Source organism: Sphingorhabdus lutea (assembly GCF_001889025.1).
Classification (GTDB): domain Bacteria; phylum Pseudomonadota; class Alphaproteobacteria; order Sphingomonadales; family Sphingomonadaceae; genus Sphingorhabdus_B; species Sphingorhabdus_B lutea.
Map to the genome: position 1 here is coordinate 768,203 of NZ_CP018154.1, position 17,415 is coordinate 785,617.

Genomic DNA, 17,415 nt, shown 5'->3' on the forward strand with positions numbered 1-17,415 from the left:
GAAGATAGGATGAGCCGCAATATTTGGGTGAAAAACATGGCGGCGACATGCATGGTCGCAGGGTTTGGCGCGGCCATTGCCTATGATATATTGAACTTTAGGCATTTGGCGCCTGTTCAAATTGCCGAGCATGCACAGATTGTCCAGGATGCACAGATTGTCATCGACACCAGCCACGGGCTTCGCATCTATCAGGGTGTGCCCTTTACTGGTGAAATTCAATCCCGCCACCCAAATGGTCAACTGGCATCGGCTGATCCATTTAAGGCGGGACGCCGTGATGGCAAATTGCGGCTATATTTCCCAAATGGTGTTTTGGGATATGAAGCAACATTTAAAAATGGCATTCGCGAGGGATGGACCAAAACATGGTGGGATAATGGAAGCCGACGTTCATTAACAATGTTCGCCGATGATTTGGAACAGGGCGTGGCGTGGCAATGGTATGCCGGCGGCGAAAAATTTAAAAGATATAATTTTAAAAATGGCCAACCTGTGGGGCTGCAAAAAGGGTGGCGGCCCAATGGAAAATTATTTAGCAATTTTGAAATAAAAGGCGGCCGCACATATGGCCTTAACAATGCAATGGCATGTTTTACGATTAAATCTTAACAATCAATAAATCAAAAAAATTAAAAAATATCCATATATTAAATGGTGTTTAATTCTTTTTTCAATAATTTAATATCATCGGTCAAATTGAACATGGCATAGGATGACATGCCGCTGTAAACACCGCGAATTCTGCCATTATGATCGATTAACAATATATTATCTGTGTGCAGGAAATTGCCCTTATTATTTGGCTTTCCCAAATCCTCATCTGCAAAATAGCCTTGCCTTGCAATTTGGTAAATTTCGCTTTTCTTACCAGTTACTAAATTCCATTTGCCGCTTTCTATTGAATGTTTTTTTGCATATTCATGCAAAGCCTCAACAGTATCAATTTCGGGTGTGATGGAATGTGATATTAATTGGACTTTGTCATCATTTAAAAATTCCTGCTGTATTTGCCGCAGCCTAAGATTCACGGTTGTGCATATGGCCGGACAGGTCGCAAAGAAAAAGGAAACAACATAAATTTTCCCCTTCATACTTTCATTGCTTACCGATTTCCCATCTTGATTAGTAAATTTAAATGATGGAATTTTATGGATATTATCAATTTCCTTTGACGCAGGATCATACCAAATGGGGGTTAATTCCGCGCTATTATAATAGGGCAGGCTATTATTATCCTTTTGTCCGTTAACAGCTTTTTGCGCTGCATTTTCAAAACGGGATTTAGAAGCTGGCTGATTTGTATTTGTGCATGCCGCAAGGATGATGGACAGGGTAAAAGACGCGCTAATCACATAGCGATTTGTAAATGAGCGCACAGACATATTTCCCTCCCATAATAAAGATAATATTTATTTTGACGATAATTGTGGAGAGAATATGTGCATTATAAATAGACCAGATTAAGCCGCTACATTTTATATATATTTATAAGGAAAGTGCCAATAATTCCCGCAATTTTACCATCCACATTTCATCCACATTCTTAATGCACATTGTGCAATAGCATGAGTGCAAATTGCCTTTGCGATGAAAGATTGTGCAAATGAAGATATTGGTTTTAAAGACTGCTTTTATAGCTTTGCCTAATTTGCCAAAGTTGAAAATATTATGGCAGTTCAATATTATTGGCGTCATTTTGTTTTTGATCATTGCTGTTATTCCAAAAGCACATGCCGATATTATGGAAATTGGCGAAGATGGCCCGCGTTGGATAGCAGGGCCATATGTGGCGGTGCACATTGTCAATGAATTTTCGGGCGAGGGGCAGGCGTTTGAGCTTGGGGAAGATTATGTCCTGCCCAATAATGCCTATGTTTATCCTGCAATGTTACGCGATAAAATTCCTCCACAATATGCGGCAAAGGTTCATGAATTGGCGGCTCGATTTGACCTTAGCCCGACATTGATAGAGGCACTTATTTGGCAGGAAAGCCGCTGGAAACACAATGCATTATCACCCGCAGGTGCGCGTGGATTGGCGCAATTAATGCCCGGCACTGCCCGCGAAATGGGGGTTAACCCAGATGATCCATTTGCCAATTTGGAAGGCGGGGCGCGATATTTACGCCAACAGTTAGACCGGTTTGACGGTAATATAGAAAAGGCGCTTGCTGCCTATAATGCAGGGCCAAAGCGCGTCATTCAAGCAAATGGAATCCCCCAAATTAAGGAGACCCAAAATTATGTCGGGTCCATTATCAATAGATTATCTGATCATATGCGGAGCAACCATCAATGAATAAATTCTCTTCTTATATCATCGCAACCATATTGGTTTTTATTTTCGGGTTAAGCCCAAATGCCGCCATGGCGCAGGCATCTGATCCGCAGGGTTCTGGTCCCATTGTCGCCGCGCTTAGTTGGTTACAAGGGACATTAATGGGCAATGTGGCGACGGCTGTCGCGGTGATGGCGGTTGCGGCCGTTGGTTTTATGATGTTAACTGGTCGCATGAATTGGCGGTTTGGCGGCACGGTTGTCATCGGCATTTTCATCCTATTCGGCGCGGGCACAATTGTTGCAGGAATACAAAGCGCGGCAATAGGGTGATATAAGATGGAGCTTGTTCGATTTCCCGTTCACCGCGCATTGACGAGGCCGCAAATGTTTGCGGGGGTTACGCTTAATTTTTTCATTATCAATATGCTGGTCACTGGTGAGGCATTTTTGATTTTACGCAGTTTCTGGATATTACCTATCCCCATAATCGTGCATGTTATTGGTTATTTTGCTTGTTTATATGAACCTAGAATTTTTGATCTTTGGCTTACCAAGGTAAGCCGCTGTCCGCGCGTGCGCAATTGGAAATATTGGGGATGCAACAGCTATGCTGCTTAACCAATATCATCATATTACTCATATTGAAAAAAGGGTGGGCATATAGCGATGGGCAAATGGATTGGTGCTGCTGCCTGGAATAAAAAAGAGGCCCGTGCGGGAGATAGATTACCCTATGCCCGTTTAATTGATGAGCATATTATGTTATTGCGCGATGGTTCGGTGATGACCGTCATTCAGGTGCCTGGATTATTATTCGAAACCGAAGATAGCGCGGCGTTAAACGCCCATGCAGCGACAAGGGAAGTGATGTTGCGTTCCACCTTGGATGCGCGTTTTATATTATATCATCATGTCATCCGCCGCCGCGTCGAAATTGATTTAATGGCGGAATTTGACGATCCATTATCGGCGCATATTGATACACGTTGGAAAGAAAAATTGAGCAGCGGTTCGTTGTTCGTCAATGATCAATTCATTACTTTGGTTCGGCGCCCCGCCAGAGGTAAAACAGGGATTGGTGAACGAATTGCCAAAATGTGGAGTAATAAGGGCAAGGCGCAAATAGAGGCAGATCCAAAAGATATTCGTAGTTTAAAAGCAACAGCCAGCGGCATGATTGCCTCTTTAAGTGCATATGATGCGCAATTATTAGGAAATTATACTGGATTAACGGGTAAGCTAAATAATGAAATCCTTGAATTATTAAGCGCGATATATAATGGCGAAATGCGGCCCGTGCGCCGTCCATCACCAGATGTAGATATTGGGCATATGCTGCCTTATCGCCGTGCCAGTTTTGGATTGGACGCAATGGAGCTTCGTGGGAGCGGCCTACCCGATTTTTCATCGATAATAAGTATAAAAGATTATCCCGATGCCACATCGCCCGGTTTAATGGACGGGTTATTGCGCCTGCCATATGAATTGGTGATAACCGAAAGCTATGCCCCATCCGAACGACAGACAGCACGCGAACGGATGGATTTGGCCATCAGACGGCTGCGTTCGGTTGATGAAGATGCGGCGGCGGAACGCGGAGATATCATGGCCGCGCGCGACGCATTGGCCAATGGTCATGTTGGTTTTGGTGATCATCATTTGACGGTGCAGGTCCGCTGCGCAGATTTACGTCAACTTGATGATGCAAGCGCCGCCTGTGCTGCTGCGCTTGCCGATATTGGAGCGATTGCAGTACGCGAGGATATTAATTTAGAGCCAGCTTTTTGGGCCCAATTTCCAGGTAATGAACAATATATTGTCCGCCGCGCCTTAATCTCCACCGCGAATATGGCCAGCTTTGGCTCACTTCATGGTTTTGCGCAGGGGCAATCTGTGGGCAATCATTGGGGGGATGCGGTTACATTATTAGAAACGACCAGCGCGACCCCATTCTTTTTTAATTTCCACCATGGTGATTTGGGTAATTTTTCCGTCATTGGGCCATCGGGTTCGGGAAAAACTGTTGTGATGAATTTTTTGGCAGCGCAGGCACAAAAATTTAAACCCCGCACTATATTGTTCGACAAGGATAGAGGCGCCGAATTATTTGTGCGCGCTATTGGCGGGCGTTATGATCGCATTTGCCCCGGCGAACCCACGGGTTTTAACCCACTTTCATTGGTCGATACAGCCCGAAACCGGGCATTTTTGCGCGATTGGTTTGCAATTTTATTAAATGCAAATGGTCCAGAAGAACTAGCCATGATAGCAGAGGCGGTGGATGCCAGCTATGCCAATGATCCCGCCTTGCGCCAATTGCGATATTTTAAAGAATTGCTGAGCGGTGTCCGCCGACCAAAATCGGGCGATTTACCTGATCGGCTTTCAGCTTGGATTATGGAGGGGGAGCATCATTGGTTATTCGATAATGTCGATGATCAGCTTGATATGGCCCATAATATCCTTGGTTTTGACATGACCGCTTTATTAGAAAATCCAAAATTGCGTACACCAACCATGATGTATTTATTCCATCGGATTGAGGAACGTTTGGACGGTAATCCAACCATGATATTGATTGATGAGGGTTGGAAGGCATTGGATGATGAGGTTTTTGCCGCAAGAATTAGAGACTGGTTAAAGACGTTGCGCAAACGAAATGCGCTGGTCGGATTTGCAACGCAAAGCGCGCGCGATGCATTGGACAGCCGTATCTCAACAGCATTAGTTGAGCAGACCGCAACCATGATATTCATGCCAAATTCCCGTGCGAGGGCGGAGGATTATTGTGATGGATTTGGGCTTACTGAACATGAATTAGCCTTAATAAGAACCTTGCCAAATAATAGCCGCTGCTTCCTTGTTCGCCAGCCCGATGCTTCGGTGGTGGTCAGGCTTGATCTTGGCCATGCGCCTGAAATTCTAACCATATTATCTGGCCGTGAAAATTCTGTTCGCCGGCTAGATCATCTTCGCGCCGCAAAGGGCGATAATCCTGCAAAATGGTTTTTTGATTTAACTGGCCATATCTGGCCCGGTCCATTGCCAACCGATGAAATTGAATCGATTGAAAGCCAAAATATAGGATGCAATCTTGATGAATTGCCGCTTCAGCGAGCAATAAAATGAATATTAACTGTCAAAATGCCGTCAATAATTTGGGCAATGGTGTTGCAGCGGCGTTGCAACATGTGGACTGTGTCGCTGAACAAATGGCGGGTGATAGTTTTGCGCGTTTATTTGCGCCAGGGGGGATGCTTGGCCCTGCTTTATCAATCCTATTGGCATTATTTATTGCAATATTCGCTTATGGTTTAATTTTAGGCAGGACAAATTTAAATATCCGTTCGTTAATTCCCAATATGATTATATTCGGGCTGGTTTTAACATTTGCCACAAGCTTTATTGCATATCAGACGGTGATTTGGAATTTGGCGGTTTCAACACCAGATTATCTTGCCACCACCCTATCGGGGGATAAGGGATCGGCGACCATTAACTTTGCCCAAAAAATTGACATTATATTTGGCGCAATTGAACAAATAAGCCAGGGCCAAATTGGCCCGAACGGACAAAAGCCCAACATATCCGCATTCTCGCCAGAAGGTTTAATGTGGATGGGCGCGATGTTATTATTATTAGGCACGGTGGGAATATTGGTGACAGCCCGTATCGGCTTGGGTTTGCTTGTCGCTTTTGGTCCAATATTTGTGGTGATGGCTTTGTTTAATGGCACGCGCGGTTTATTCGCCGGTTGGGTAAAGGGCGTTGTCATGTTGGGGTTAACATCTATGCTTGCCGTTCTTGGCGGTAGTTTGATGTTAGAAATGGCCGCGCCAATATTAAATATCATAAATTTGACGCCATCGGTTATTGAATTGCGGCCGGCAATGGCGTTTTTCATGATTGGCGCGGTTCATGTCGCCTTGATGATAATGATATTAAAAGTTTCTGCCAATATGGTGTCGGGCTGGCAGATTTTTGGGTCGGCGAAAATAATTTCGGCAAATATATCGGCGCAAGCACCTGTTCCTCACGCACCCGCATATCCCGTGGCCGTATTTACAAATGGGGGATTTAATAACCCGATTATGTCGCCATCAAGGCATATTCCCTTATCCGCCATTACGCCGGTTATCGCCGCCAATGACCAAGGAAATGGTCCGCCCGCCACCTTAAATGGGCAAGCACAAATTGTGCGCATTATCGGCCATCAGGAAAGGGCAGATTTGGTGTCCGCAAATAAATCGCGCACAAGCGGGATAGGTAATAAATTTAAATCAGCTCGCAAAAAAATAAATGATAAATCTGGCTCTATATTATCGAAGGAGAAGCAGCCTTGACCGTTTCGCCATTGGCCATTTGCAATATGAATAGGCCGCACTTCACAATGAAAGCGCCTGAAATTTTTATAGGCATGATTATTGTTTTTGCCGCCTTTTGTGCATCCATATTTACTGCCCATGCGAAGGATGCCCGATTGGTTGAAATATTATATAATCCCGCCAAAGTGGTACGTATTGATGGGCAAATAAAGGTCCAAGCGACAATAGCATTTGATGAGGAAGAAAAAATTGAAAATGTCGCCATTGGTGATTCCATGGCATGGCAAGTATCACCAAATAAGCGGGCTAATATATTATTCATAAAACCTTTATCGCCATCTGCGCGCACAAATATGACGGTAATAACCGATCAGCGGACATATTTATTTGATTTGGTGGCGAATAGCAAAAATGCCCCAATATATATTTTGCGTTTCAACTATCCAGATGAGCCAAAGAATGAAGCGCCCATCATGACCGCTTCGGCGAATATCGAAGAATTAAATGCTGTCAATGATCCCTATGCCATTATTGATCCAGAAAATCTTAATTTCCAATGGGTGCAAAATGGGGCGCCGCAATTATTGCCAACACGCATTTATGATGATGGCAATGCAACATTTTTAACATGGCCGGAGCGAAAAGCGGTTCCTGCTATTTTGATTAAAGATCAAAAAGGGATGGAGGGACCTGTTAATTTCTCGGTTCGCGGGCATATTGTCATTGTTGATGGTGTGCCGGCACAAATTATACTTCGTTCGGGACAGGATGTAGCGACTTTAACCAATAATGGTCCGCCTCGGCCCGCTGCGCCAATATCCAATGATGATATTCTACAAGATAAAGGGTTATAAATATGCGCCTTGCCTTTAATAATCATACCCATAAAATCAATAAATCTGCGGCAAATGATGTCGACCCGCGTGAACAGGAAAGCGCGAATATTATTGATTTGGCCAGCCGTAATTCCTTTCCCGCTGTCACACAGCAAAATAAAAAATCCGATGGATTGGGCCTTGCCATTGGCGTGGCATTTGTTGGTTTAATGGGTGTTTTAACACTATGGGGCATGGATAATGCGCGCACAGTAAAACCGCAAAATATTGCCAAGGCACAGATATTGCCGCAAAATAATAAAACCCCGCCCCAAGTAAATGCCGCAAAAACACCCCCTCCGGCTGGGGCAGCTCTGCCTGATCCTGCGCCCGCACCAGTTTATGCAAATCCGCCAAGCGCCCATCCAGCCATGAATGGCAACCCCTATGCCAGCCCGACATTGGTATATGATACAAGCGGCGCATTGGTGGCTTTGCCAGCAATTGCGGCGGCAAATAATGGCGGGGCAAAACCAGGTGCTGGCGCGGGTAATGACTTTGCCAGTCAAATTGGCGGAATTGGCGGTGGGCCGGTTCAGGCGGTCGCGATGAGCGACCCAAAAACCACGGTAACCCAAGGGACATTAATTCCCGCAATACTTGAAACGGCGATTGAAACCGATGTTCCTGGCTATGTCCGCGCAGTTGTTAGCCAAGATGTGCGTAGCTTTGATGGCCGAAATATCCTTATCCCGCGAAGCTCGCGTCTTATAGGGCAATATCAATCAGGATTACAGGGTGGTCAAAAACGTGCCTATGTTATCTGGACACGGTTAATCCGTCCCGATGGTGCATCGGTAAATTTGGGTTCGCCCGCCATTGGATTTGACGGCAGCACCGGTTTGGCAGGCGATGTGAACAGCCATTTTTTCAAAAGATTTGGTTCGGCGATGCTTTTATCGGTGATTAGTGGATTATCTGCCTTTGCCTCTGGCGGCACGTCGGTCATTCTTGGCGGCGGGCAAAGCGCGGCCTCCACCGCATTGGAACAGGATGGAAAAATCAGCCCAACCGTCCGTGTGAGACAGGGTGAGCCAATTCGCGTTTTCACCGCACGCGATCTTGATTTCTCCCAAGTTTCTGGAAAATAAAATTTTATGAGCGCCGATATCCACCCCTTATCTGTTGATATTGTGCCGGAAATTTCGGCGGGTGAAGACAGCGTCTATCTTAACGCCTATCTTGCCCCATTTCGCCCATGGTTGGATTGTGACACGGTCACCGAAATCATGGTCAACAGGCCCGGAGAGCTTTGGATAGAGGATGTTAATTGTCCAACGATGCAACGAATATTGGTCCCTGAAATCAATGATCGGTTGATCCAAAGGTTGGCCGAACAAGTGGCAAGAATTAGCCATCAAGGGATAAATAGAGAGCATCCCTTGCTTGGCGCTATGTTGCCTGCCAGCAATGGCAAATCTGGTGCACGCGTTCAATTTTGTGGGCCACCTGCGGCGCGTAAAAATTGGGCAATGTCTATTCGCCGGCATAGGCGGCTGGATTTATCTTTGGATTATTATGATACTGGCCCCTTATCCACATATTCCAATCCCATAATGCCAGACCCAAAAAAACAGCCAATTGCTTTTTTGCGGTCGGCGATTGAGCAGCGCCAAAGCATTTTAATATCCGGTGGCACGTCAAGTGGCAAAACCACATTTTTAAATGCCATGATGGCAGAAATATCTCAACATGAACGTGTTATATTGGTTGAAGACACGCCAGAATTAAAATTACCCGGTGCCAATGGTGTTGGGCTTGTCGCGGTAAAAGGGGAATTGGGCGAGGCAAAAATAACGGCAAATAAATTGCTGCAGGCATCTTTGCGCCTGCGCCCTGACCGAATAATATTGGGCGAATTGCGGGGCGAGGAAAGCGTTAGCTTCCTTCGCGCCATCAATACCGGCCATCCTGGAAGTTTTTCCACTATACATGCCAATAATGTAAATGGCGCCTTGGAACAATTGGCGTTAATGGTAATGCAAACAGGGATCGGTCTGTCCCGTTCGGATATTATTTCATATATTTTATCCGTGATTAATGTGTTCGTTCAATTAGGACGCGATAAAAATGGAAATCGAACAATTCAACAAATTGCGCTTAGCAAAGATTTCACATGATCGCATAAATAAATGATTGGCCAGATTGATATTCACCAAATAATAGCGAATATCTATATATAATAGATATTTATTTGGATGAATGGGCCGTTTATCAATGCCAGATGCATATTATTTAAGTGAAATATTAGACATAATTTCGGCGATTTCTTTAAGGGGTGTAGTATGAAGGCTGCTTCAATCACATTGCTATTATGGGCTTTGGTTCTGGACTTATTCGGTTGCAATAAAGAGCCGCAGGATCAATTGGCGGTTGTAAAAGGGCAGGCTTATCTAATCCCATGGGAAGATCGCCCAGTTGTAATTAATGAAATGCATGATAAAATTGGGAATACATATGTTCGCATTTCGGGAAAGGTGATCGCTGGCGGTATACATATAGATTTGATTGTCGATCCACGCTGGTATGAATTTCAAGTGGCGAATAACTATCCAAGCTTATTCGGCTATGCTGGAGACGATATTAAAATCAAAAACAAATTTGTTAAAATAGATACTATAATTGGCCCTATTATCTGCACAAAACCATATTCCGAATATACGAAGTATGTAGGATGTGGTTTTCGTCTATTGGATGAGGGGGTGAGCTGGTCCATTAACTTTACTTCCAAGGACATTGCCCATGTTGGGCGCATAAAATCTGAAGCAGAAAAAATATTAAAATCATATAGAAATGCCGCCAATGCCAAGCAGCGCTGAAAATATCGTAATAGTAAAAGGGTTTTTGGATGGCGATAATAATGCAGCATAAATAACCGTTTGCAAGCATAAAAATCACATTATAACAATAATATATTTAGTCTCTAATATGGTGCAATGCCCGTTTTATTCAGGTGAATTGTGCCGCATATATTATGGCGATTTCTTTGAGGCAGGAAATTTGGTGATGATAAGATGTTCGATAATATAATATTTTTGTAAAATAGGATGCGTTCTCTATGTCTATATTCTCCATATTAAAGCCATTTTTATCATTGATGATGGCGTCGGTGGCATCGTTAATGCTGTTCTTTTGCGGCCCATCAAAGACCAAGATGGTGGATTATAATTATCGGATGACGGTGGTGGTGCAAACACCGCAAGGGGAGGTAAAGGGCAGCGCCGTTTGGCGGCTTGAAGGTTGGAAAATAGAGCGTTCTCTTACAGGCTATAGCAGTAGTGACCGATTGACGGGAGAGGCTGTTATGGTTGATCTTCCCAATGGCAAAACGATATTTTTATTATTGGGCGGTGAGCTTTGCGGGTTCAAGCAATATAGTCTGAATTTACCAGAGGGTGAGCGCTTTATATGCAAAGGCGAGTTTGATGAATATGTAAAGCAGATTGAGGATATATTTGCACGTAATGAAGTGATTGAAACATGGTCGGGTGGAACCAACAAACTGGTCTATTTTGACGATCTAAAAAATCCAGCCAGCGTAAAGGAAGTGGATAAGGAAAATATGTCCGCCAGCTTTGGCGAGGGGTATCGGTTAAAAGCCATTTATGCGCAGCCAACCAAAGACCCCGTTACCACAGGCATAGAGAAAAAATTGGTTTGGCTGGGTAAGTTTCCTGAACCATCTCTGGACCCCAATTTTAAAAGTTCAATGGACCCAACCTTATCTCAGACGCTCACTCATGGGGACTTCAAATACTCTCGTAATTAAGGTAAATATTTATGAACTTAGATTTATTGACCGCATTGCTTTCATATAATCGAGGGTATAATGTAGGTATTCGAAATATAGGTAGGGTGGGTTCAAAGCTAGGCAAAGCAAAAATTACTTCAGAATCAGATTTTCAGCCGGGCTCGGATGAGCTGAAGCAAGGCTGTGCGGTATAAATAACCGCTTGCAAGAATAAAAATCACATTATAACAATAATATATCTATACTAATATAATATTTAGAGAGTTATATTTTAGATTAGTTTTGTTTTGTTATTCTTTTTTTGAGGGAGAAAAAGAAATGGTGCCGCCTATAGGATTCGAACCTACGGCCCCCGCATTACGAATGCGATGCTCTACCAACTGAGCTAAGGCGGCGTATATGGTTGAACATATATTCAACCAAGATATGAAGCCAATAATCGCAAGCGGCGATTTATTCAAGCATTAGATGACGGCAGCAAATCTGATTTTTGAAAGATTTTTACCAGACGTTAACCATCTTGGCGCATGATGACATTGTGTAATCATAAATTATATCGAAATGGGTAGTGGAATGTCAGATAAAATGCCAGGTTTTGGGTCGTTAAGCAGTGATATCGCAAGCGATTCCTTAAATGACCAATATGTCAGCTATGATGATCAGGCATCAGAACATCCCGTGGAAGAAGAATCAGTAATTGAAACCGAAGATGCTGCGATTGAGCCGCCCCGCCCCGTGACGGGTGATGAGCGCCGTATGCAGGTAAGGGCTTATAATTTCTGGACTTCTCAATTGGGTGAGGAGCAGTTTCCATCGGTTGAGGATTTGGATCCTTCGTCCGAAGAGGATTTTGCAGAATATAGCGTGTTATTGGATTTTACGTCGGGAATCGAAAACCCCTCGCTTTCCTATATTGGCGAAAAATTGCGCATGGAATGCGGGCTGGAGGCCGAAACAACATATTTGGATCAAGTGCCCGCCCGTTCTTTGTTAAGCCGAATCACCGATCATTATTTGCAAATCATTGCCAATCGCGCGCCCATTGGGTTTGAGGCTGAATTTATCAATGAAGCCGGCAAAAATATTATGTATCGCGGAATATTGCTGCCTTATTCTTCTGATTTTGACACCATTGATTTTATCTATGGCGTGATAAATTGGAAAGAAGGCGCCGAAGAAGTGGTCAGTGATGAACTGCAATTAGAAGTGGAACAAGCCATTTCACAGCCCGCGCCAAAACGCAATGTGGAGCAACCCATTTGGGCCGAAGGTCCGACATCGGGGCTGTTAAGTGCAGAGCATGAACAATCATATGATAGTCATGCCGGACAAAATGCCCCACATCATCCCCGTCAGAATGATGGATATTCGCATGATGCGGATAATGCATATGATGTTTTGGAAGAAATATTGGATGAGCAATCCTCGCTTGCTGATTGGTTGCACGGTGCGCGTATGTTCGCCGACAATGCAAAGGGCGCGGATCAGCGCAGCCGCGATGCATTATATCAAGCCATTGGCCGCGCCTATGATTTTTCCCTTGTCGCGGCGCTGCATGATGATGATTTAAAAGAAATGTTGGAGGATGCGGGCATAAAACAACAGGCACGCGCGCCAATGACGCCGATTGTAAAGTTAATTTTTGGGGCGGATTATGATAAAACCCGCATCACCGAATTTTCCGCTGCGTTGGAATTTGGCCATCGTAATGCCGTGCAAATGGGCGCGATGGGCGGGTTTATTTCCGGATATGAGGGCGGGTTAAAAGGCATTTTAAAGGCCGAGCGTATGGCGCGTAAGGTTGCGCGCGGCGGCCATATTGCCCCGCAAAAAACCGATCCACGAGCAAAATTGCGCACTGCCCGCGCCCGTAATTTAAGCGAATTTGCCGGCAGTGGCGATGAATTTATCCTATTGGTTGCGCGGCGCGATGATTTGGGTGAATTATCCCTTGTCGGCGCGGTAGAGGCAGACCAAAATTTAACCGAAAAGGCGCTGGAAAATACAATAACGGATTAAGACTATCATCTAACCCCTTAATTGGATGATGGCCAAAAAGGCGGTGCATGGAGCGCCGCCTTTTTTATGGCTTTAGCAAAATATAATAAATTAAGCTTTCTCTGCTGCCTCGCGCGCAATTTCGCGCCAGCCAATATCGCGGCGGTAAAAACCATCGGCAAAATCAATATGGTCAATCGCGGCATAGGCATTTTTTTGCGCCATGGTCACATTATTGCCCCGCGCGGTAATGTTTAACACGCGGCCACCACTGCTGACTAATTGGTCGCCCAGCATGGCTGTTCCGGCATGAAAAATTTGCGCGCCTGTTTGTGCGGCAATGTCCAAATTGTTAATTGCGCCGCCCTTAATGGGCGATGCTGGATATCCTTTCGCCGCCATCACCACGGTCATCACGCTGTCATTTGTAAATTGAGGTTGCTGGGCATTGGCCAAATTCCCCGTGGCAATATCCAGCAATAATTTCGCAAAATCCCCTTCGAAACGCATCATCAACACCTGACATTCCGGATCGCCAAATCGGCAATTATATTCAATTAATTTTGGCCCTTCATCGGTTAGGATAAGGCCTGCATATAACACCCCGCTATATGGTGTGCCGCGTTCGGCCATGGCGCGAACTGTGGGGGTGATGATGCGGTCCATCGCCTGTTGTTGTAAAATATCGGTTAAAACAGGGGCGGGGGAATATGCGCCCATGCCGCCAGTATTTGGCCCGACATCGCCTTCGCCCACTCTTTTATGATCCTGTGCACTGCCAAAGGGGATGATGTTAACCCCATCGGTCAGGGCGAAAAAGCTGGCCTCTTCACCCACCATAAATTCTTCCAAAACAATTTCCGCGCCCGCATCACCAAATGCGCCGTCAAACATATCTGCAATGGCGGCCTGTGCATCGTTCATATTTTCGGCAATGACCACGCCCTTACCAGCGGCCAGCCCATCGGCCTTTATCACCACGGGCAGGGTGAATTGGGATAATTTTGCAAAGGCTTCTTCGGCGCTGTTGCACCGGACATAGGCGGCAGTGGGGATGTTCGCTGAAGCGCATAAATCCTTGGTAAAGCCTTTTGATCCCTCTAACATGGCGGCGGCCTTTGTCGGGCCAAAGGCAGGAATATTGGCGGCGGTTAAATCATCCACCAACCCCGCGACAAGGGGGGCTTCCGGTCCAACAACCACCAAATTTATCGCTTTATCTTTACAAAAGTTGATAACCTCATCATGATTGGAAATATTGATTTCAACCATTTGGGACAGGCCAGCCATGCCCGGATTGCCCGGTGCGGTGTAAAGTTTATTTAAACTGGGGGATTGCGAAATTTTCCACGCCAACGCATGTTCACGGCCACCCGAACCGATCAATAATATATTCATGGATTTACCCCTTATGCCAAATATGAAAAACGAAATATCGGATCATCAAAACAAGCTGTTAGCCGAGCTTGGCCCTGGGGACAATGCCCCACCTTTCACGGTGAGTGAATTATCGGCCAGTTTGAAACGTAGTATAGAGGATCAATTTGGACGGGTCAGGATAAAAGGGGAGCTTTCGGGCTATAAACGTGCGACATCAGGTCATTGTTATTTTGGGATAAAAGATGAAAATGCGTTAATTGATGGGGTGATGTGGAAGGGGAATGCCAACCGCCTTCCCTTTGCCGCAGAGGATGGGCTGGAAATTATCGCAACTGGTAAAATTACCACCTTTCCGGGGCGGTCCAAATATCAAATTGTGGTCGAAAACATGGAATTGGCGGGCGAGGGCGCGTTGATGATGCTGTTTGAAAAATTAAAGGCGCGGCTGGCCGATGAAGGATTATTTGATAATGGGCGAAAGAAAAAATTGCCCTATTTGCCCGCGCATATTGGTGTCATCACTTCCCCCACGGGCGCGGTGATTCGCGATATTTTGCACCGATTGGCCGATCGCTTTCCCGTGCGGGTGACTTTATGGCCGGTAAAGGTTCAGGGCGATGGCGCGGCAGAGGAAATTGCACATGCCATAAATGGGTTTTCCAATATGGAAAAAAGGGGCGATTTGGAACGGCCCGATTTATTGATTATTGGGCGCGGAGGCGGATCGATTGAGGATTTATGGGCATTTAATGAAGAAGCCGTGGTGCGCGCCATTGCAAATTGCACCATCCCCACGATAAGCGCGGTGGGCCATGAAACCGATACCAGCCTGTCTGATTATGCCGCCGATCGCCGTGCGCCAACCCCCACGGCGGCGGCAGAAATGGCCGTTCCCGTGCGCAGTGATTTGCAACAAAAATTGGGGCAGCTTGCCTTGCGTAGCCAAAATGCAATGGCACGCGGCCTTTCCTTGGCAAGTGAGCGTTTGAGCACGCAAAAACGTTTAATGCCCAATTTGGACAATATTACTGCGCCTTATCAACAACGCGCTGATGATGCCGCCATGCGATTACAGGGCAGTTTTACCGCGCGGTTAAACGCGGCGGAGCTGAAATTTTCCGCCCTGCAATCAGGCCTTCGCCCGCAAATTTTGATGCGTCATTGGGAAAATAAAAATCAACAATTGGTCAAGACGGGTTTGAAAAGGAAATTGGCGGATAATATTTTGGACAAAGGCGCGCAAAAATTATCCGCATTTGACCGTTTGTTAAAATCGCTTCACCCGCAAAAACCGTTGGAACGCGGCTTTGCCATGATTACCAATATGGAGGGTAAATTATTGCCCAATCTGGCCGAGGCGCAACAATTTGATGCCATGAAGGTGCAATTTGCCGATGGGCAATTATCTGTGCAGCAGATAAAGGGGCATAAGGGCGGCGGCGATGGCGACGACAATCCAAAAAAAACACAATCGGTTCAGATAATATCAAGCAAGCATCAGTTAAAGAAACAGGTGAAAAAAAATATCAACCAGGCTGCTGACAATCAAGGTAATTTATTCTAAGCCAACATATTATTTATTTTAAGGTTTCTTCATGTTGAACAGTTCAAAAAACCGCCTTGCAAAGGTCCATTATATGGCAAGCCATTTCCGGCTATTATCGCATGGCGACCATGTGATTTGCGCCAAATCTGGGCAAAAAATCATGGTCGATGATTTGCGTTATTGGAATGCGGCCACCCAGGAAGCCTATGCCAACGCGGAAATTTCGGCGCGCGCCTTTGCCGTAATGGCGGGGGATAAGTTAAGCGAGGACAAAAATGCTTGATATGATGTGGGGCGCGAAAAATATCACCTTGATGATGAGCGCGGCGATGATGAGCTGCACCGCCATCCCCTATGCCGGATCATCGGGCGCGGTGAATATGGATATGCCCGCTGCCCATCATGATATAGCAACTTCGGCGCATGTTGATGCGCCTGCGCAATATGATGAAATGGATAAGGAAATTGCCCTTCGCCCCGATTTTTGGTTTTCTGCCACCCCGCAACAGGGCGCAGTTTTAAGGGGACGTGCGCCATCAAATACGGTGTCATTGCAATTTAATGGGGAAAATATCCCCTTAAATCAAAATGGCCTATTCCTTATCGGTTTTGACCGCGATGCGCCGGAAAATTCACAATTGGTGGCGACATTATCCAATGGTAATCAAGTCGCAGCAAATTTAACCGTTCAGCCAACAAATTGGCAATTGGAGCGGGTGAACACGGCCTATTATGGCGGGGCGCGATCATCGGAGGCATTTCAAAAGATACGCGGGGATGAAATAGGCCAAATAAATGCTGCCCGCAGCATAAGTTCAGATAGCGAAGGATGGAAACAGGATTTCATCTGGCCAGTAAAGGGGCGCTTGTCGGGGCTATTTGGCCGCCAACGTATTTATCAAGGAAAGCCGGGAAGCTATCATAGCGGCATGGACATTGCCGTTCCCACTGGAACCGAATATGTTGCGCCCGCCGATGGCGTGGTGATTTTGGCCAGCGAGACCGATTTCTCCTTGGAAGGCAAATTGTTGATGATTGATCATGGCAATGGACTGAACAGTGCATTTTTACATAGCAGTGAATTGCTGGTCAAAACGGGCGATGTGGTGAAACAGGGACAAATTATTGGCCGTGTTGGCGCGACGGGCCGCGCATCTGGGCCGCATTTACATTGGGGGATGAAATGGAATGCCGCGCGGGTTGATCCCAAATTATTATTGCCAAGCGAATAATGTTTCACCCAAAATGATGTTTTAT

At 45.6% G+C, this 17,415-nt stretch carries 18 protein-coding genes and 1 tRNA gene; 16 read left to right on the top strand and 3 right to left on the bottom strand.

Going from position 1 to position 17,415, the window contains the following annotated elements; all coding sequences use genetic code 11:
- Positions 1-9: 9 nt before the first annotated feature.
- Positions 10-612, top strand: a complete 603-nt coding sequence (locus LPB140_RS03680; protein WP_083549943.1) for a toxin-antitoxin system YwqK family antitoxin — start codon at positions 10-12, stop codon at positions 610-612.
- A gap of 38 nt (positions 613-650) precedes the next feature.
- On the opposite strand, the gene LPB140_RS03685 is transcribed toward LPB140_RS03680, so the two are convergent.
- Complete coding sequence (locus LPB140_RS03685) at positions 651-1,385, bottom strand: SCO family protein (protein WP_072558709.1); 735 nt, start codon at positions 1,383-1,385, stop codon at positions 651-653.
- Between the two features lie 314 nt (positions 1,386-1,699).
- On the opposite strand from LPB140_RS03685, the gene LPB140_RS03690 reads away from it, so the two are divergent.
- The 11 genes from LPB140_RS03690 to LPB140_RS12300 all read left to right on the top strand — a co-directional run bounded on the left by LPB140_RS03690 (position 1,700) and on the right by LPB140_RS12300 (position 11,428).
- Positions 1,700-2,302, top strand: a complete 603-nt coding sequence (locus LPB140_RS03690; RefSeq protein ID WP_232223444.1) for a lytic transglycosylase domain-containing protein — start codon at positions 1,700-1,702, stop codon at positions 2,300-2,302.
- Complete coding sequence (locus LPB140_RS03695; protein ID WP_072558710.1) at positions 2,299-2,613, top strand: TrbC/VirB2 family type IV secretion system protein; 315 nt, start codon at positions 2,299-2,301, stop codon at positions 2,611-2,613. Before LPB140_RS03690 ends, LPB140_RS03695 begins: the two co-directional genes overlap by 4 nt.
- A gap of 6 nt (positions 2,614-2,619) precedes the next feature.
- Positions 2,620-2,901, top strand: a complete 282-nt coding sequence (locus LPB140_RS03700; protein ID WP_072558711.1) for a VirB3 family type IV secretion system protein — start codon at positions 2,620-2,622, stop codon at positions 2,899-2,901.
- A 48-nt stretch (positions 2,902-2,949) separates the two neighbouring features.
- The gene (locus LPB140_RS03705) at positions 2,950-5,412 is read left to right on the top strand and encodes a VirB4 family type IV secretion/conjugal transfer ATPase (protein ID WP_072558712.1); all 2,463 of its coding nucleotides are present in this window, start codon (positions 2,950-2,952) and stop codon (positions 5,410-5,412) included.
- On the top strand, positions 5,409-6,626 hold the full coding sequence (locus LPB140_RS03710; protein WP_072558713.1) for a TrbL/VirB6 family protein: 1,218 nt from the start codon (positions 5,409-5,411) through the stop codon (positions 6,624-6,626). Before LPB140_RS03705 ends, LPB140_RS03710 begins: the two co-directional genes overlap by 4 nt.
- A gap of 47 nt (positions 6,627-6,673) precedes the next feature.
- Positions 6,674-7,462, top strand: coding sequence for a TrbG/VirB9 family P-type conjugative transfer protein (locus tag LPB140_RS03715; protein ID WP_232223445.1), 789 nt, complete (start codon positions 6,674-6,676; stop codon positions 7,460-7,462).
- Between the two features lie 2 nt (positions 7,463-7,464).
- On the top strand, positions 7,465-8,574 hold the full coding sequence (locus tag LPB140_RS03720; RefSeq protein ID WP_072558714.1) for a TrbI/VirB10 family protein: 1,110 nt from the start codon (positions 7,465-7,467) through the stop codon (positions 8,572-8,574).
- Positions 8,575-8,580: 6 nt separating this feature from the next.
- Positions 8,581-9,603, top strand: coding sequence for a P-type DNA transfer ATPase VirB11 (gene virB11 / locus LPB140_RS03725; RefSeq protein WP_083549946.1), 1,023 nt, complete (start codon positions 8,581-8,583; stop codon positions 9,601-9,603).
- A gap of 165 nt (positions 9,604-9,768) precedes the next feature.
- Positions 9,769-10,302 (top strand): hypothetical protein, encoded by a 534-nt coding sequence (locus LPB140_RS03730; RefSeq protein ID WP_072558715.1) that lies wholly within the window; start codon positions 9,769-9,771, stop codon positions 10,300-10,302.
- A gap of 239 nt (positions 10,303-10,541) precedes the next feature.
- Positions 10,542-11,252 (top strand): hypothetical protein, encoded by a 711-nt coding sequence (locus tag LPB140_RS03740; RefSeq protein ID WP_156874123.1) that lies wholly within the window; start codon positions 10,542-10,544, stop codon positions 11,250-11,252.
- Between the two features lie 11 nt (positions 11,253-11,263).
- Positions 11,264-11,428, top strand: coding sequence for a hypothetical protein (locus LPB140_RS12300; RefSeq protein WP_156874124.1), 165 nt, complete (start codon positions 11,264-11,266; stop codon positions 11,426-11,428).
- Between the two features lie 125 nt (positions 11,429-11,553).
- Here LPB140_RS12300 and LPB140_RS03745 read toward each other — a convergent pair.
- Positions 11,554-11,629 (bottom strand) — tRNA-Thr (locus tag LPB140_RS03745).
- A 178-nt stretch (positions 11,630-11,807) separates the two neighbouring features.
- On the opposite strand from LPB140_RS03745, the gene LPB140_RS03750 reads away from it, so the two are divergent.
- Positions 11,808-13,253, top strand: a complete 1,446-nt coding sequence (locus LPB140_RS03750) for a PAS domain-containing protein (protein ID WP_232223446.1) — start codon at positions 11,808-11,810, stop codon at positions 13,251-13,253.
- A 90-nt stretch (positions 13,254-13,343) separates the two neighbouring features.
- Here LPB140_RS03750 and purD read toward each other — a convergent pair whose 3' ends face one another.
- Positions 13,344-14,630 (bottom strand): phosphoribosylamine--glycine ligase, encoded by a 1,287-nt coding sequence (gene purD / locus LPB140_RS03755; RefSeq protein ID WP_072558718.1) that lies wholly within the window; start codon positions 14,628-14,630, stop codon positions 13,344-13,346.
- A 22-nt stretch (positions 14,631-14,652) separates the two neighbouring features.
- Here purD and xseA point away from each other — a divergent pair, with 22 nt between their 5' ends.
- From xseA to LPB140_RS03770, 3 genes are read left to right on the top strand one after another with little or no spacing between them, the layout of a single operon-like run.
- The gene (xseA, locus tag LPB140_RS03760; protein WP_083550493.1) at positions 14,653-16,176 is read left to right on the top strand and encodes an exodeoxyribonuclease VII large subunit; all 1,524 of its coding nucleotides are present in this window, start codon (positions 14,653-14,655) and stop codon (positions 16,174-16,176) included.
- Positions 16,177-16,207: 31 nt separating this feature from the next.
- Entirely contained in the window at positions 16,208-16,441 is a 234-nt protein-coding gene (locus LPB140_RS03765; protein ID WP_072558720.1) for a DUF2093 domain-containing protein, read from the top strand.
- The gene (locus LPB140_RS03770) at positions 16,434-17,390 is read left to right on the top strand and encodes a M23 family metallopeptidase (protein ID WP_072558721.1); all 957 of its coding nucleotides are present in this window, start codon (positions 16,434-16,436) and stop codon (positions 17,388-17,390) included. Before LPB140_RS03765 ends, LPB140_RS03770 begins: the two co-directional genes overlap by 8 nt.
- Positions 17,391-17,415: the final 25 nt, after the last annotated feature.

What these genes read in the sequence shown, in the direction of transcription:
- LPB140_RS03770 (WP_072558721.1), top strand. Translation starts at nt 16,434, where the DNA reads ATGCTTGATATGATGTGGGGCGCGAAAAATATCACCTTGATGATGAGC.
- LPB140_RS03750 (WP_232223446.1), top strand. Translation starts at nt 11,808, where the DNA reads ATGTCAGATAAAATGCCAGGTTTTGGGTCGTTAAGCAGTGATATCGCA.
- LPB140_RS03720 (WP_072558714.1), top strand. Translation starts at nt 7,465, where the DNA reads ATGCGCCTTGCCTTTAATAATCATACCCATAAAATCAATAAATCTGCG.
- LPB140_RS03730 (WP_072558715.1), top strand. Translation starts at nt 9,769, where the DNA reads ATGAAGGCTGCTTCAATCACATTGCTATTATGGGCTTTGGTTCTGGAC.
- purD (WP_072558718.1), bottom strand. Translation starts at nt 14,630, where the DNA reads ATGAATATATTATTGATCGGTTCGGGTGGCCGTGAACATGCGTTGGCG.
- LPB140_RS03680 (WP_083549943.1), top strand. Translation starts at nt 10, where the DNA reads ATGAGCCGCAATATTTGGGTGAAAAACATGGCGGCGACATGCATGGTC.
- virB11 (WP_083549946.1), top strand. Translation starts at nt 8,581, where the DNA reads ATGAGCGCCGATATCCACCCCTTATCTGTTGATATTGTGCCGGAAATT.
- LPB140_RS03685 (WP_072558709.1), bottom strand. Translation starts at nt 1,385, where the DNA reads ATGTCTGTGCGCTCATTTACAAATCGCTATGTGATTAGCGCGTCTTTT.
- LPB140_RS03695 (WP_072558710.1), top strand. Translation starts at nt 2,299, where the DNA reads ATGAATAAATTCTCTTCTTATATCATCGCAACCATATTGGTTTTTATT.
- LPB140_RS03705 (WP_072558712.1), top strand. Translation starts at nt 2,950, where the DNA reads ATGGGCAAATGGATTGGTGCTGCTGCCTGGAATAAAAAAGAGGCCCGT.
- xseA (WP_083550493.1), top strand. Translation starts at nt 14,653, where the DNA reads ATGAAAAACGAAATATCGGATCATCAAAACAAGCTGTTAGCCGAGCTT.
- LPB140_RS03700 (WP_072558711.1), top strand. Translation starts at nt 2,620, where the DNA reads ATGGAGCTTGTTCGATTTCCCGTTCACCGCGCATTGACGAGGCCGCAA.
- LPB140_RS03715 (WP_232223445.1), top strand. Translation starts at nt 6,674, where the DNA reads ATGAAAGCGCCTGAAATTTTTATAGGCATGATTATTGTTTTTGCCGCC.
- LPB140_RS03765 (WP_072558720.1), top strand. Translation starts at nt 16,208, where the DNA reads ATGTTGAACAGTTCAAAAAACCGCCTTGCAAAGGTCCATTATATGGCA.
- LPB140_RS12300 (WP_156874124.1), top strand. Translation starts at nt 11,264, where the DNA reads ATGAACTTAGATTTATTGACCGCATTGCTTTCATATAATCGAGGGTAT.
- LPB140_RS03710 (WP_072558713.1), top strand. Translation starts at nt 5,409, where the DNA reads ATGAATATTAACTGTCAAAATGCCGTCAATAATTTGGGCAATGGTGTT.
- LPB140_RS03740 (WP_156874123.1), top strand. Translation starts at nt 10,542, where the DNA reads ATGTCTATATTCTCCATATTAAAGCCATTTTTATCATTGATGATGGCG.